Here is a 13148-nt window from a genome sequence, read left to right as displayed (position 1 = left end):
CCCAGGCCTGCGACATCTTCGCCGAGGAGGCCAAGCGTACGCACGGCTCCGACGGCCGCGTCTCCATCGAGGTCGATCCCCGCCTGTCCCGCGATACTGCCGGGACCATCGCCGAGGCCAAGCGCCTGCACGCCAAGGTGCAGCGCACCAACGTGCTCATCAAGATCCCGGCGACCGTCGAGGGCCTCGAGGCGATCTCCTCGACCCTGGCGGCCGGTATCAGCGTGAACGTGACACTGATCTTCTCGCTCGAGCGCTACCGCGCCGTGATCAACGCGTTCATGGTGGGCCTCGAGCAGGCGAAGGAGAACGGCCACGACCTCGCCAGGATCCACTCGGTCGCCTCCTTCTTCGTCTCCCGCGTCGATGCCGAGATCGACGCACGGCTCGACGCCGTCGGGACCGACGAGGCGAAGGCACTCAAGGGCAAGGCGGGACTCGCGAACGCACGCCTCGCCTACCAGGTCTTCCAGGAGCAGTTCTCCTCGGAGCGCTGGCAGGTCCTGAAGTCCGCCGGCGCCAACGCGCAGCGTCCCCTCTGGGCATCGACGGGCGTCAAGGACCCGAACCTCCCGGACACGCTCTACGTCGCCGGCCTCGTCGCAGCGGACGTCGTGAACACCATGCCGGAGAAGACGCTCGAGGCGATGGCCGACCACGGCGTCGTCGAGGGCGACACCATCACGGGCACGTACGCGGAGTCCAACGAGGTCCTGAACCAGCTCGACGCGATCGGCATCTCGTACGACGAGGTCGTCGAGCAGCTCGAGACCGAGGGCCTCGACAAGTTCGTCGCCAGCTGGTCGGAGCTCCTCGAGACCGTCCAGACCGCACTCGACGCTTCGAAGGGCTGATCCCCATGGGCTCATTCGCACTGACCGCGTCCGGCGCGGCGCTCGCCGCGGTCGAGTCGGCGGTACCCGCACTCGTGCAGGAACGCTTCGCCTCCCGGCTGATGGCGAAGGACCCCACCCTGTGGGGCGGTGACGCCGAGTCCGAAGCCTCGGTCCGCCTGGGCTGGATCGACCTGTTCGAGGGCTCGCGCGCACTCCTCCCGGAGATCGCGGGCCTCCGCGCCGATCTCCTGGCCGAAGGGGTGGACCGGATCGTGCTGTGCGGCATGGGCGGCTCCTCGCTCGCGCCGGAGGTCATCACGAAGGAGGCGGGCGTCCCGCTCGTCGTCCTGGACGCCACCGACCCCGACCAGGTGCGCGCGGCCCTCGAGGAGGACCTGCAGCGCACCGCGATCGTGGTGTCGTCGAAGTCCGGCTCCACCGTCGAGACCGACTCGCAGCGCCGGCTGTTCGAGCAGGCGTTCACCGACGCCGGCATCGACGCGGCGTCGCGCATCGTCATCGTGACCGATCCGGGGTCTCCCCTCGATGAGGCGTCACACAAGGCGGGCTACCGGAAGGTGTTCAACGCCGACCCCCAGGTCGGCGGCCGGTACTCGGCCCTCACGGCCTTTGGCCTGGTACCGTCCGGCCTCGCCGGCGCGGACATCGAGACACTGCTGGACGACGCCGAGGACAGTGCGGAGTTCCTCGGCGACGACGTCGACGACAACGTCGGCCTGCAGCTCGGCGCCGTCCTGGGCGGGACCAACCCGCTCCGCGACAAGATCGTCTTCGCCGATGCCGGATCCGGGCTGCCCGGCTTCGCCGACTGGGCGGAACAGCTCATCGCGGAGTCCACCGGCAAGCTCGGCACAGGGCTGCTTCCCGTCGTCGCCTCCAGCGGCGCACCCGAGCTCGCGGAGGTGGCCGACGACGTCCTGCCCGTCCTCCTGGCCCCGTTCGACGAGGCTCCCACCGACGAGCTCACCGACGGCACCAGGCTGACGGTCAGCGGTACCCTGGGCAGCCAGCTGTTCGTCTGGGAATACGCGGTCGCCGTCGCGGGACGCCTGCTCGGCATCAATCCCTTCGACCAGCCCGACGTCGAGGCGGCCAAGAAGGCCGCGCGCGGCCTGCTGGACGCCCAGCCCGAGCCCTCCCCGGCGGCCTTCGTCGACGGTGCCGTGGAGGTGCGCGGCGACGCGGGCCTGCTCGGGTCGTCGAGCACGGTCTCGGAAGCCCTCGAGGCGCTCCTCGCCGCACTCCCCGCGAACGGCTACCTCTCGGTCCAGGCGTACCTCGACCGGCACCGGCAGGCCGCACTCGAGGAGATCCGGTCACCGCTGGCCGCCGCCACCGGCCGACCGGTCACGTTCGGCTGGGGCCCGCGCTTCCTGCACTCCACGGGCCAGTACCACAAGGGCGGCTCGCCCATCGGGGCGTACCTCCAGCTGACCGGTGCAGCGCACGAGGACCTCGCCATCCCGGACCGGCCGTTCACGTTCGGTGAGCTGATCTCCGCGCAGGCCGCGGGCGACGCCCAGGTCCTCGCCGACCATGGCCGGCCCGTGCTCCGCCTCCACCTGACGGAACGCGAGGCGGGCGTCGCCCAGCTGCGGCGCGTCGTCTCGGCACTCGCCGCGTCCGGCCGGGACGAGCGGGGAACGGACGGGCATGCCTGACGGCACGACGGCGAGAGCCACCAATCCGCTGCGCGACCCCCGGGACAGGAGGCTCAGCCGGATCGCCGGCCCGTCCTCGCTCGTCCTGTTCGGTGTGACCGGCGACCTCGCCCGGAAGAAGCTCATGCCGGCCATCTACGATCTCGCGAACCGGGGGCTCCTGCCCCCGAGCTTCGGCCTCGTCGGCTTCGGCCGCCGGGACTGGAGTAACGAGGAGTTCGTGGAGCAGGTGAAGGACTCCGTCACGCAGCATGCCCGCACGCCGTTCAACGAGACCGTGTGGGAGCAGCTCTCCGCCGGCATCCGCTTCGTCCGGGGCGAGTTCGACGACGACGACGCCTTCAAGAACCTCAGGGAGTGCATCGAGGAACTCGACCAGAGCAGGGGGACCCGGGGGAACCACGCGTTCTACCTCTCGATCCCGCCCAACGCGTTCGAGGCCGTGTGCCAGAAGCTCTCCGAGCACGGCCTGGCGCAGCCCGACGACGGCCAGTGGCGCCGCGTGGTCATCGAGAAGCCCTTCGGGCACGACCTCGAGTCCGCGCGGGAGCTGAACAGCATCGTCGAGGAGGTCTTCCCTCCGGACGCGGTGTTCCGGATCGACCACTACCTGGGCAAGGAGACGGTCCAGAACATCCTGGCCCTGCGCTTCGCCAACCAGCTCTTCGAGCCCCTGTGGAACGCGAACTACGTCGACCACGTGCAGATCACCATGGCCGAGGACATCGGGATCGGCAGCCGCGCAGGCTACTACGACGGTGTGGGCGCTGCCCGCGATGTCATCCAGAACCACCTGCTCCAGCTGCTCGCCCTGACGGCCATGGAGGAACCGATCTCGTTCGACGCCGACCACCTCCGGTCCGAGAAGGAGAAGGTCCTCGCGGCCGTCTCCCTCCCCGCCGACCTCACCGGCCGGTCCGCCCGCGGACAGTACGAGGCCGGCTGGCAGGGCGGGGAGCGCGTCAACGGCTTCCTCGAGGAGGAGGGCATCCCGGCCGACTCCACGACGGAGAGCTTCGCCGCGCTCCGGCTGGACATCAACACGCGCCGCTGGGCCGGCGTCCCGTTCTACCTGCGCGCCGGCAAACGGCTGGGGCGCAGGGTCACGGAGATCGCAGTCGTCTTCAAGCGGGCCCCGAACCTCCTGTTCCGGGACCACAACGAGGAGGATTTCGGCCAGAACGCGGTCGTCATCCGGGTCCAGCCCGACGAGGGCGTCACGATCCGCTTCGGCTCCAAGGTGCCCGGTACCCAGACGGAGGTCCGCGACGTGACCATGGACTTCGGGTACGGGCACTCGTTCACCGAGTCCAGCCCCGAGGCCTACGAGCGACTCATCCTCGACGTCCTGCTCGGTGAGCCGCCACTCTTCCCGCGCCAGCAGGAGGTGGAGCTGTCCTGGCAGATCCTCGACCCGTTCGAGAAGCACTGGGAGTCCCTCGACGGCCAGCCCGATCCCTATGTCCCGGGGAGCTGGGGTCCCGCATCCGCCGACGAGCTGCTCGCAGCCGATGGACGAACCTGGAGAAGGCCATGATCGTAGAGCTTCCCGACACCACGACCTCCAAGGTGTCCAAGGAGCTGATGGCGATGCGCGAACGCGGCGGCGTCGTCGCCCTCGGGCGCGTGCTCACCCTCGTCGTGATCACGAGGTCGGGACAGGAGGAGGAGGCCATCGACGCGGCGAACGAGGCCAGCCGCGAGCACCCGTGCCGCATCATCGTCCTCGCCGAGGGATCGCCGGACGAGCCGACACGCCTCGACGGCCAGATCCGCGTCGGCGGCGACGCCGGCGCCTCCGAGGTGATCGTGCTGCGCGGTTACGGGGAGCTCTCCGACGAGAACGAGTCGCTGGTGTCCGCCCTCCTGCTGCCCGACGCGCCGATCGTCGCGTGGTGGCCGCACGGCGTGCCCGAGGCCGCGTCCCAGACGTCGATCGGCAGCATCGCGCACCGCCGGATCACCGACTCCGCCAACGAGCCGGACCCGACGGCGGCGCTGTTCAACATCCGCAGCACCTACGCCGCGGGCGACACCGACCTCGCCTGGACGCGCCTCACCAACTGGCGCATCCAGCTCGCAGCCGTGCTGGACCAGCTCGAGGGCGACCAGCCGATCACGGCGGTCACCGTCGAGGGCGCGTCGGACTCCCCCAGCACCGTCCTGTTGGCCGCCTGGCTCACACGGGCGCTGGACGCGCCCGTCGATATCACCGCGGGGCCGGCCGGCACCGGACTCAAACGCGTGCGCCTCATGCGTGACGGTGGGGACATCGAACTCCACCGTCCGCACCACGACGTCGCCGAGCTGCACCAGCCGGACCAGCCCGTCCAGCGCATCTCGCTGCCGCGGCGGGGCCTGCGCGACTGCCTCGCCGAGGAGCTGAGGCGGCTCGACCCCGACGAGGTCTTCGGAGAGGTCATCACCGAAGGACTCGCCCTGACCAACCTGAGGAGCGTGTGACCGTATGAGCGCTGAACCGAAAGTCAGCATCCATCCTTCCCCGACATCCCTGGCGGCGGCCGTGGCGGCGCGACTGATCACGCGCCTGGTCGATGTGCAGAGCGACCGCGGCACGGCCACCGTGGTCCTCACGGGCGGCTCGATCGGCACGGCGGCCCTGCAGGCCGTCGTGGAATCACCGGCGCACACGGCGGTCGACTGGGCGAACGTGCACTTCTGGTGGGGTGACGAGCGGTTCCTGCGCGCCGAGGACCCGGACCGCAACGCCGTCCAGGCGCGCACCGCGTTCCTCGACCGTGTCGCCGTCGACCCCGTGAAGATCCATGAGTTCGGCTCGAAGGACGAGTTCCCCGACGAGGACGCGGCCGCCCTCGACTACGCCGAACAGCTGGCGGTGGCCGCGAAGGCCGAACGCGCGGCGGACGAGGACACGGTACAGCCCGATCCGCGCCTACCCCGCTTCGACGTCCTCCTGCTCGGTGTCGGACCCGATGCGCACGTCGCCTCGCTCTTCCCGGAGATGGCCGGCATCCGCACCAAGGGCGAGACGACCGTGGGGGTCGCCGATGCGCCCAAGCCTCCGCCGCAGCGCATCTCGCTGACGCTGGAGGCGATCAACACCGCCCAGGAGGTCTGGCTGTCCGTCAGCGGCAGCGACAAGGCCGGTGCCGTGGGACTGGCCCTCGCGGGAGCCGGCCATGTCCAGGTCCCCGCCGCCGGGGCGCGCGGGGTGCGGAAGACCCTGTGGCTGATCGACCAGGACGCGGCACAGAAGCTGCCCGGGCGCCTGATCGACCACGAGGACGAGGAGGAGTCCGTCGGCTGACGACGGCCCGTCGATGACGAAGGCCCCCGCTTCCTGCTGGAAGCGGGGGCCTTCTCCGTACGGTTGTGTGCTGTGCCCTACGACTCGCCGGCGAAACGCTGGATGAGGCCGAGGGCCACGATGACCACGCCCCATGCGAGTCCGAGGGCCACCGTGAACCGGTTGAGGTTGCGCTCGGCGACCCCGGACGATCCCATGCTCGAGGTCATGCCGCCACCGAACATGTCCGACATACCACCGCCACGTCCCTTGTGGAGCAGGATCAGGAGGGTCAGCAGGAGACTCGTGATCCCGAGCAGGACGAGCAGGATGATACGGAGGATTTCCACGGGGCCCTTTCAAGGCTCGGTAGCCGCTCAGCGGAGCGGCCGGCGCACGGAACTAGTCTGTCACCAGATGCTGTTCGAACCTGACAATACTAGCAAACTCGGACACGTCGAGGCTCGCACCGCCGACGAGCACGCCGTCGACGTCGCGCTCCTTGAGGATGCTCGCGGCGTTCGCCGCCTTCACCGAGCCGCCGTAGAGCAGGCGCGTCCTCGAGGCGGTCTCCGCATCGAAGAGGGAGCCGAGTTCGGCGCGGATGGCGGCGCACATCTCCTGCGCGTCCTCCGGTCCGGCGACCTCACCCGTACCGATGGCCCAGACGGGCTCGTACGCGACCACGAGGGCGGACGCCTGTTCCGGCGTCAGGCCTGCGACGCCCTGGCGGAGCTGCTCGAGCGTCGAGGCGACATGCGTTCCGGCCTGCCGGATCTCGAGGCCCTCGCCGACGCACAGCACGGGCACCAGTGCATGGCGGTAGGCGGCGTGCACCTTCCGGTTGAGCAGCGCGTCCGACTCGGAGTGGATCGTCCGCCGTTCGGAGTGTCCGACCAGCACGTAGGTGCAGTCGAGCTTGGCCAGGAACTGACCGGAGATGTCCCCCGTGTACGCGCCGGAATCCTCGGGTGAGAGATCCTGGCCGCCGTAGACGACGTCGAGGTTGTCACCCTTGACGAGCGTCTGGACGCCGCGCAGATCGGTGAAGGGCGGGAAGACCGAGACCTCGACGCGCGAGAAGTCGTGGCCCGCGTCGTCGAGGGTCCAGGCCAGCTTCTGCAGGAAGGTGATGCCCTGCATGTGGTCCAGGTTCATCTTCCAGTTCCCCGCGATGAGCGGGCGGCGGTCGAAGGCGCCGTTGGTCGAGGTGGTCATCGTCCTACTCCATCTGTTCGTTGCATGGGGGCGGGATCCGCGCGGCCTCGGCCCCGCGGATCCCGCTCTTCCTGTGCGCCCGTTGCCGGACGGTCGATCGTCCCGCCCTCCCGCTAGTCGCGGGCGAGAGCCGTGAGGCCGGGCAGTTCCTTGCCTTCGAGGTATTCCAGACTCGCGCCGCCACCGGTCGAGATGTGCCCGAACTGGTCGTCGGCGAAGCCGAGGCCGCGGACGGCAGCGGCGGAGTCGCCGCCGCCGACCACGGTCAGGGCGCCGTCCGCCTGTGCGTCGACGAGGGCCTGGGCGACCGCCCGGGTACCGCCGGCGAACGCCTCGAACTCGAAGACGCCCATCGGCCCGTTCCAGAAGACGGTCCTCGCCTCGGCGATGTTCGCGGCGAAGTCCGCACCCGTCACGGGGCCGATGTCGAGGCCGATGCCGGTCGCTCCGTACGTCCCCGACTCGATGGCGTCCGCGGCGACAACGCCCGAACCGGCGTCGGCGGAGAACTTCTCCGCCACGACGATGTCGGTCGGGAGGACGAACTGCGTGCCGTCACGGGAGCCCCGCTCGAGGTAGCCGCGAACGGTCTCGATCTGGTCCTCCTCGAGCAGGCTCGCGCCCACCTTGTGGCCCTGGGCCGCGAGGAACGTGAACAGCATGCCGCCGCCCACGAGGATACGGTCCGCCGTGCCGATCAGGTTCTCGATGACGGCCAGCTTGTCGGACACCTTGGAACCACCGAGCACGACGACGAAGGGCCGCTGCGGATCCTTCGTCAGCCGCTCCAGGACCACGAGTTCGGCCTTGACCAGATCACCCTGGTAGGACGGCAGCAGCGCGGCGATGTCGTACACGCTCGCGTGCTTCCGGTGCACCGCACCGAAGGCGTCGTCCACGTAGGCGCCGTCCGGGCCGGCCAGGTCCGCGATCTCGCGGGCGAAGGCCGACCGCTCGGCGTCGTCCTTGCTCGTCTCACGCGCGTCGAAGCGCACGTTCTCGAGGACGAGCACCTCCCCCTCGGCCAGGGCTGCGGCCGCGCTGCGGGCACCCTCACCCGTGGTGTCCGGCGCGAGCGTGACCGGGAAGTCCGCGAGGTCCCGGAGGACGTCCACGGCCGGCGCGAGCGAGTACTTCTGCTCGGGTGCGCCCTTGGGCCGTCCGAGGTGCGCCAGGACGATCACGGCCGCCCCTGCCTCGCTCAGCCTGCGGAGAACGGGCAGGGACGCGCGTACGCGGCCGTCGTCGGTGACCTTCAACTCCGGGACGTCGCCCTCGAGGGGCACGTTGAGGTCCGAGCGGACGAGGACACGGCGTCCGCGGACGCCTTCGGCGAGGAGGTCGTCGAGCGTTGCGTAAGCCACGGGCGATCGCCTAGGAGAGCTTGGCAGCGACGATTTCGGTCAGGTCGACCAGGCGGTTCGAGTAGCCCCACTCGTTGTCGTACCAGCCCACGACCTTGACCTGGTTGCCGAGGACCTTCGTCAGTCCGGAGTCGAAGATGCACGACGCCGGATCCGTCACGATGTCCGAGGAGACGATCGGGTCCTCCGTGTAGGAGAGGTAGCCCTTGAGCGAACCGTCGGCAGCGGCAGCCTTGTAGGCGGCGTTGACCTCGTCGGCGGTGACCTCGCGGCCCAGGGTGACCGTCAGGTCGGTGGCCGAACCGGTGGGGACGGGGACGCGGATGGCGTAGCCGTCGAGCTTGCCCTTGAGCTCCGGCAGGACGAGACCGATCGCCTTGGCCGCACCCGTTGAGGTGGGCACCATGTTGATCGCTGCGGCCCGTGCGCGGCGGAGGTCCTTGTGCGGGCCGTCCTGGAGGTTCTGGTCGGCGGTGTACGCGTGGATCGTCGTCATGAGACCGCGCTCGATGCCGAAGGAGTCGTTCAGCACCTTGGCGAGCGGGCCGAGGCAGTTCGTGGTGCAGGACGCGTTCGAGATGATGTGGTGGTTCTCGGGGTCGTAGTCGCCGTCGTTGACGCCGAGCACCACGGTGAGGTCCTCGTCGGACGCGGGGGCGGAGATCAGGACCTTCCTGGCGCCGGCATCGATGTGCTTCTGCGCGTCGGACGCCTTGGTGAAGAACCCGGTGGACTCGATCACGATGTCGACGCCGAGGTCCTTCCAGGGCAGGTTCGCGGGATCGCGCTCGGCCAGTACCTTGACGCGCTTGCCACCGACCACGAGGTCACCGCCGTCGACCTCGACGGAGGCCTTCAGGCGGCCGGTCACGGAGTCGTACTTCAGCAGGTGGGCGAGGGCCTCGGGGCTCGTCAGGTCGTTGACGGCAACGATCTCGAGGTCCGCACCCTGCTCGAGGGCCGCGCGGAAGTAGTTGCGACCGATGCGGCCGAAGCCATTGATTCCAACACGAGTAGTCACTGGTTTCCATCTCCTTCATAGGTGGTGCCGCCGCGATGACCCTTCTCGGGTGATGCCGGCGACGAATAAATCTGGTACCGGGCACACCTTCGTGCCGAAGTGAATCGGGTCCTGCTGGCTCCCTGCGGAGCGGTGTCCGTCGCCGGAGCCGTGCGGGGACGCGTCCCTGCACGGCTCCAACCTTACTCAGCGCGGCGTTCCGCACGCACTCCGGACGTGGATCGCCCCGGTTGCGCGGGGCGTGTGGTGGTGGCCGGTCAGCGGCCGGGCGTGATGAGCACCGAGGCGCCGGTGCGTGCCGCCTGGAAGCGGGTCTGGACGTCGGCCCAGTTCACCAGGTTCCACCAGGCCTTGACGTAGTCGGGCTTGACGTTGACGTAGTCCAGGTAGAAGGCGTGCTCCCACATGTCCAGCATCAGCAGCGGCACGGTGCCCACGGGGACGTTGCCCTGCTGGTCGTAGAGCTGTTCGATCACGATGTTCTGGCCGAGCGGCTCGTAGGCGAGCACGGCCCAGCCGGAACCCTGCAGGGAGGTGGCGGCGGCCGTGAAGTGGGCGCGGAACGCGTCGAAGGATCCGAACGCGTCGTCCAGGGCCGCGGCCAGTTCACCCTCGGGCTTGTCGCCGCCCTCGGGGGACATGTTCTTCCAGAAGATGCTGTGGTTGATGACGCCGCCGACGTGGAAGGCGAGGTCCTTGGAGAGCTTGGGAATTGTCCCGAACTGCCCGGTCGCGCGGGCCTCGGCGAGCTGGGCGAGGGCGTCGTTGGCGCCCTTGACGTAGGTGGCCTGGTGCTTGGAGTGGTGCAGCTCCATGATCCGGCCCGAGATGTGCGGCTCCAGGGCCGCGTAGTCGTAATCGAGATCCGGCAGTACGTATTCGCTCACGTAGTCCTCCATGTAGTGGTCCCAGGTGCCGGCGCGCCCGTCGACTCCAGCGGGAGCCCGGACGGCAGGCGGCCCACCTGATCAGAAGCGGGCTTGTCGTTCCATCCTATGCACTTCTTCACTCGTCGAGCATGTCCGCGGTCACATTCGCATCGGTCCCCGGGATCCCGATGTCCGACGCCCTCTTGTCCGCCATGGCGAGCAGGCGCCGGATGCGGCCGGCGATGGCGTCCTTGGTCATGGGCGGGTCCGCCAGGCGGCCGAGTTCGTCCAGGCTCGCCTGCTTGTGGGCCACCCGCAACTCCCCCGCGTAGCGCAGGTGTTCGGGCACCGTCTCGCCGAGGATCTCAAGGGCACGCTCGACGCGCGCGCCCGCGGCCACGGCGGCCTGTGCCGACCGGCGCAGGTTGGCGTCGTCGAAGTTCGCGAGGCGGTTCGCCGTGGCCCGCACCTCCTTGCGCATCCGGCGCTCCTCCCACACCATGAGCGCGTCGTGCGCGCCCATGCGCGTCAGGAGGGCGGCGATGGTGTCGCCGTCGCGGATGACCACGCGGTCCACGCCGCGCACCTCCCGCGCCTTCGCGGCGATGTCGAGCCGCCGTGCTGCCCCGACGAGTGCCAGGGCGGACTCCGGGCCGGGGCAGGTGACCTCGAGGGAGGAGGAGCGGCCGGGTTCCGTCAGGGAGCCGTGTGCGAGGAACGCGCCGCGCCAGACGGCCTCGGCGTCCGCCGTCGAGCCGTTGACGACGGCGGACGGCAATCCCCGGACGGGGCGGCCACGGCTGTCCAGGAGTCCGGTCTGGCGGGCGAGGGACTCCCCTTCGCGCACCACGCGCACCACATAGCGGTTGCCCCGCTTGAGGCCGCCGCCCGAGACGACGATGATCTCGCTGTTGTGCCCGTACACCTCGGCGATGGTCGCCCGGAGCCTGCGCGCCGTCGAGGCGAGGTCCACCTCGGCCTCGATGACGATCCTGCCGGAGATGATATGGAGGCCCCCGGCGAATCTCAGCAGCGCGGACACCTCGGCCTTGCGGACCGAGGACTTCTTGACGTCGAGGTGGGACAGCTCCTCTTTGACATCGGCGGTCAGGGCCACAGATACACTCCTAGTTCTCCCCGAACATGTCGTTGTAGGACGTCGCCAGCCGCAGGGGATCATGTACGGGCTTACCGGTCGAAACTCCCACTGTACCGAAGACCGCCCGTCCGCCCATTCCTGCGACGGCCCGCTCGAACTCCTCGCGGTCTGTTACCACCGCGGGGTCGGCGAGCACCACGTCGACGGTGAAATCCGGTGCGTAGCGGGAGATCACGCTGAGGTGGTCGACCGCGCTCATGCCCTGGGTCTCCTTGGTGTCGTTGGTGAGGTTCATGGTGAGGCACCGCTTGGCGGAGGTCCGGCACAGGGCGTCCCGGAGCTCGGGAAGCAGCAGGTGCGGCAGCACCGAGGTGTACCAGGACCCCGGCCCGAGGACCACCCAGTCGGCCAGCTCGATGGCTTCCAGGGCGTCCCTGCAGGCCGGTGCTGCTGCCGGGAGGAGGCGCACGTTGCTCACGTTGCCGGTGTCGGCGGCCACGGCCAGTCGGGCCTGTCCCGTCACGGTCGTCACGCGCAGGGACCCCTGCACCTCGCTGAGCAGGTCGCCCTCGATCGTCAGGGGCACGCTGGCCATCGGCAGGACCCTGCCCCGCGCGCCGAGCAGGGCGCCGGCCCACTGCAGGCCGGCGACCGGATCACCGAGGAGCTCCCACAGCGTGACGATCAGGAGGTTGCCCATGGCGTGGTCGTCGAGTGAGCCCTCGACGCCGTCCCGGGAGGTGAAGCGGTGCTGCATCACGTCACGCCAGGTGCGCCCCCAGTCCGTGTCGTCGCAGAGCGCCGCGAGGGCCATCCGGAGGTCGCCCGGTGGCAGGACACCGAGTTCGCGGCGCAGCCGCCCCGAGGACCCGCCGTCGTCGGCCACGGTCACCACGGCGGTCAGTTCCTGGGTCAGGAGCCGCAGGGCGGACAGCGACGCCGACAGCCCGTGCCCGCCGCCGAGCGCGACGACGGACGGGCCGGGGCCCGGTCCGTCACCCTTCCTGCGGGCCGCGGGCGGGACGAGGGGGAGGGACCCGGAGAACAGGGCCACTACTCACGCCCGAGGTCTCGGTGGTGAGCAGCGACCTGCACGCCCGGCAGCTGGGCCAGGCGCTGTGCGATCTCCTCGGTCACGGCGACGGACCGGTGCTTGCCACCGGTGCAGCCGACCGCGATGGTGGCGTAGTGCTTGTTCTCGCGGCGGTAGCCGTCCAGGACCGGGACGAGGGCGTGGACGTACCGGTCGATGAAGTCACCGGCGCCCTGCGCGCCGAGCACGTAGTCGCGCACGGGCGCGTCGAGCCCGGTCTGGGGTCGCAGGACCGGCACCCAGTGCGGATTCGGGATGAAGCGGACGTCCGCCACGTAGTTGGCGTCCACCGGGAGGCCGTACTTGAAACCGAAGCTCATGACGTTGAGGCGGAGGACGATGGGGCCGGACTCGGAGAACAGCTCGGTCACACTCGTCGCGAGGGCGTGCACATTGAGCTCGCTCGTGTCGATCACGATGTCCGACGTGTGCTTCAGCTCCCTGAGCACGTCGCGCTCCGCCGCGATGCCGTCGAGGATCCGGCCGTCCGCCTGCAGCGGATGCGGCCGGCGACCCTGCTCGAACCGGCGCACCAGGACGGCGTCGTCGGCATCGAGGAAGAGCACGCGGTAGCCGACCCCGGCCGCCCGCAACCCGTCCAGCGATGCCTTGATGTCGTTGAAGAGCTCCTTGCCGCGGACGTCGATGACCACGGCGAGCTTGGGGATGGACTGCGGCGTCCGCGCCACGAGCTCCGT

At 69.8% G+C, this 13148-nt stretch carries 13 protein-coding genes; 5 read left to right on the top strand and 8 right to left on the bottom strand.

The genetic code is table 11. The annotated features are described in order from the left end of the window. The 5 genes from tal to pgl form a co-directional block, all read left to right on the top strand. A partial coding sequence (gene tal / locus CVO76_RS05425; protein WP_208741098.1) for a transaldolase occupies positions 1-854 on the top strand: 854 nt, incomplete at its 5' end. Positions 855-859: 5 nt separating this feature from the next. Further along, a complete protein-coding gene (locus CVO76_RS05420) occupies positions 860-2518 on the top strand; it encodes a glucose-6-phosphate isomerase (protein ID WP_208741096.1) in 1659 nt (552 codons plus the stop codon). Beyond that, positions 2511-4055, top strand: a complete 1545-nt coding sequence (gene zwf / locus CVO76_RS05415) for a glucose-6-phosphate dehydrogenase (protein WP_208741094.1) — start codon at positions 2511-2513, stop codon at positions 4053-4055. Before CVO76_RS05420 ends, zwf begins: the two co-directional genes overlap by 8 nt. Beyond that, positions 4052-4981, top strand: a complete 930-nt coding sequence (locus tag CVO76_RS05410) for a glucose-6-phosphate dehydrogenase assembly protein OpcA (RefSeq protein ID WP_133081879.1) — start codon at positions 4052-4054, stop codon at positions 4979-4981. Before zwf ends, CVO76_RS05410 begins: the two co-directional genes overlap by 4 nt. A 4-nt stretch (positions 4982-4985) precedes the next feature. Next, entirely contained in the window at positions 4986-5807 is an 822-nt protein-coding gene (pgl, locus tag CVO76_RS05405; RefSeq protein ID WP_208741092.1) for a 6-phosphogluconolactonase, read from the top strand. A gap of 77 nt (positions 5808-5884) precedes the next feature. On the opposite strand, the gene secG is transcribed toward pgl, so the two are convergent. The 8 genes from secG to rapZ all read right to left on the bottom strand — a co-directional run. Next, positions 5885-6136, bottom strand: a complete 252-nt coding sequence (secG, locus tag CVO76_RS05400) for a preprotein translocase subunit SecG (RefSeq protein ID WP_043445180.1) — start codon at positions 6134-6136, stop codon at positions 5885-5887. A gap of 52 nt (positions 6137-6188) precedes the next feature. Beyond that, the gene (tpiA, locus tag CVO76_RS05395; RefSeq protein WP_208741089.1) at positions 6189-7004 is read right to left on the bottom strand and encodes a triose-phosphate isomerase; all 816 of its coding nucleotides are present in this window, start codon (positions 7002-7004) and stop codon (positions 6189-6191) included. Between the two features lie 113 nt (positions 7005-7117). Next, positions 7118-8368: a phosphoglycerate kinase gene (locus CVO76_RS05390; protein ID WP_208741087.1), complete on the bottom strand. Its 1251-nt coding sequence runs from the start codon at positions 8366-8368 to the stop codon at positions 7118-7120. 10 nt (positions 8369-8378) lie between these two features. Continuing rightward, entirely contained in the window at positions 8379-9389 is a 1011-nt protein-coding gene (gap, locus tag CVO76_RS05385; RefSeq protein ID WP_133081875.1) for a type I glyceraldehyde-3-phosphate dehydrogenase, read from the bottom strand. 257 nt (positions 9390-9646) lie between these two features. Further along, the gene (locus CVO76_RS05380; RefSeq protein WP_208741084.1) at positions 9647-10276 is read right to left on the bottom strand and encodes a superoxide dismutase; all 630 of its coding nucleotides are present in this window, start codon (positions 10274-10276) and stop codon (positions 9647-9649) included. A 118-nt stretch (positions 10277-10394) separates the two neighbouring features. Continuing rightward, the gene (whiA, locus tag CVO76_RS05375) at positions 10395-11375 is read right to left on the bottom strand and encodes a DNA-binding protein WhiA (RefSeq protein ID WP_133081873.1); all 981 of its coding nucleotides are present in this window, start codon (positions 11373-11375) and stop codon (positions 10395-10397) included. 10 nt (positions 11376-11385) lie between these two features. Next, on the bottom strand, positions 11386-12411 hold the full coding sequence (locus tag CVO76_RS05370) for a gluconeogenesis factor YvcK family protein (RefSeq protein ID WP_133081872.1): 1026 nt from the start codon (positions 12409-12411) through the stop codon (positions 11386-11388). Further along, a partial coding sequence (gene rapZ, locus CVO76_RS05365) for an RNase adapter RapZ (protein WP_208741082.1) occupies positions 12411-13148 on the bottom strand: 738 nt, incomplete at its 5' end. The genes rapZ and CVO76_RS05370, both read right to left, overlap by 1 nt.

The organism is Arthrobacter agilis, from assembly GCF_002953615.1.
GTDB lineage: Bacteria > Actinomycetota > Actinomycetes > Actinomycetales > Micrococcaceae > Arthrobacter_D > Arthrobacter_D agilis_B.
This window is presented reverse-complemented; position numbering and strand designations above follow the sequence as displayed.

What these genes read in the sequence shown, in the direction of transcription:
- CVO76_RS05420 (WP_208741096.1), top strand. Translation starts at nt 860, where the DNA reads ATGGGCTCATTCGCACTGACCGCGTCCGGCGCGGCGCTCGCCGCGGTC.
- zwf (WP_208741094.1), top strand. Translation starts at nt 2,511, where the DNA reads ATGCCTGACGGCACGACGGCGAGAGCCACCAATCCGCTGCGCGACCCC.
- CVO76_RS05410 (WP_133081879.1), top strand. Translation starts at nt 4,052, where the DNA reads ATGATCGTAGAGCTTCCCGACACCACGACCTCCAAGGTGTCCAAGGAG.
- pgl (WP_208741092.1), top strand. Translation starts at nt 4,986, where the DNA reads ATGAGCGCTGAACCGAAAGTCAGCATCCATCCTTCCCCGACATCCCTG.
- tpiA (WP_208741089.1), bottom strand. Translation starts at nt 7,004, where the DNA reads ATGACCACCTCGACCAACGGCGCCTTCGACCGCCGCCCGCTCATCGCG.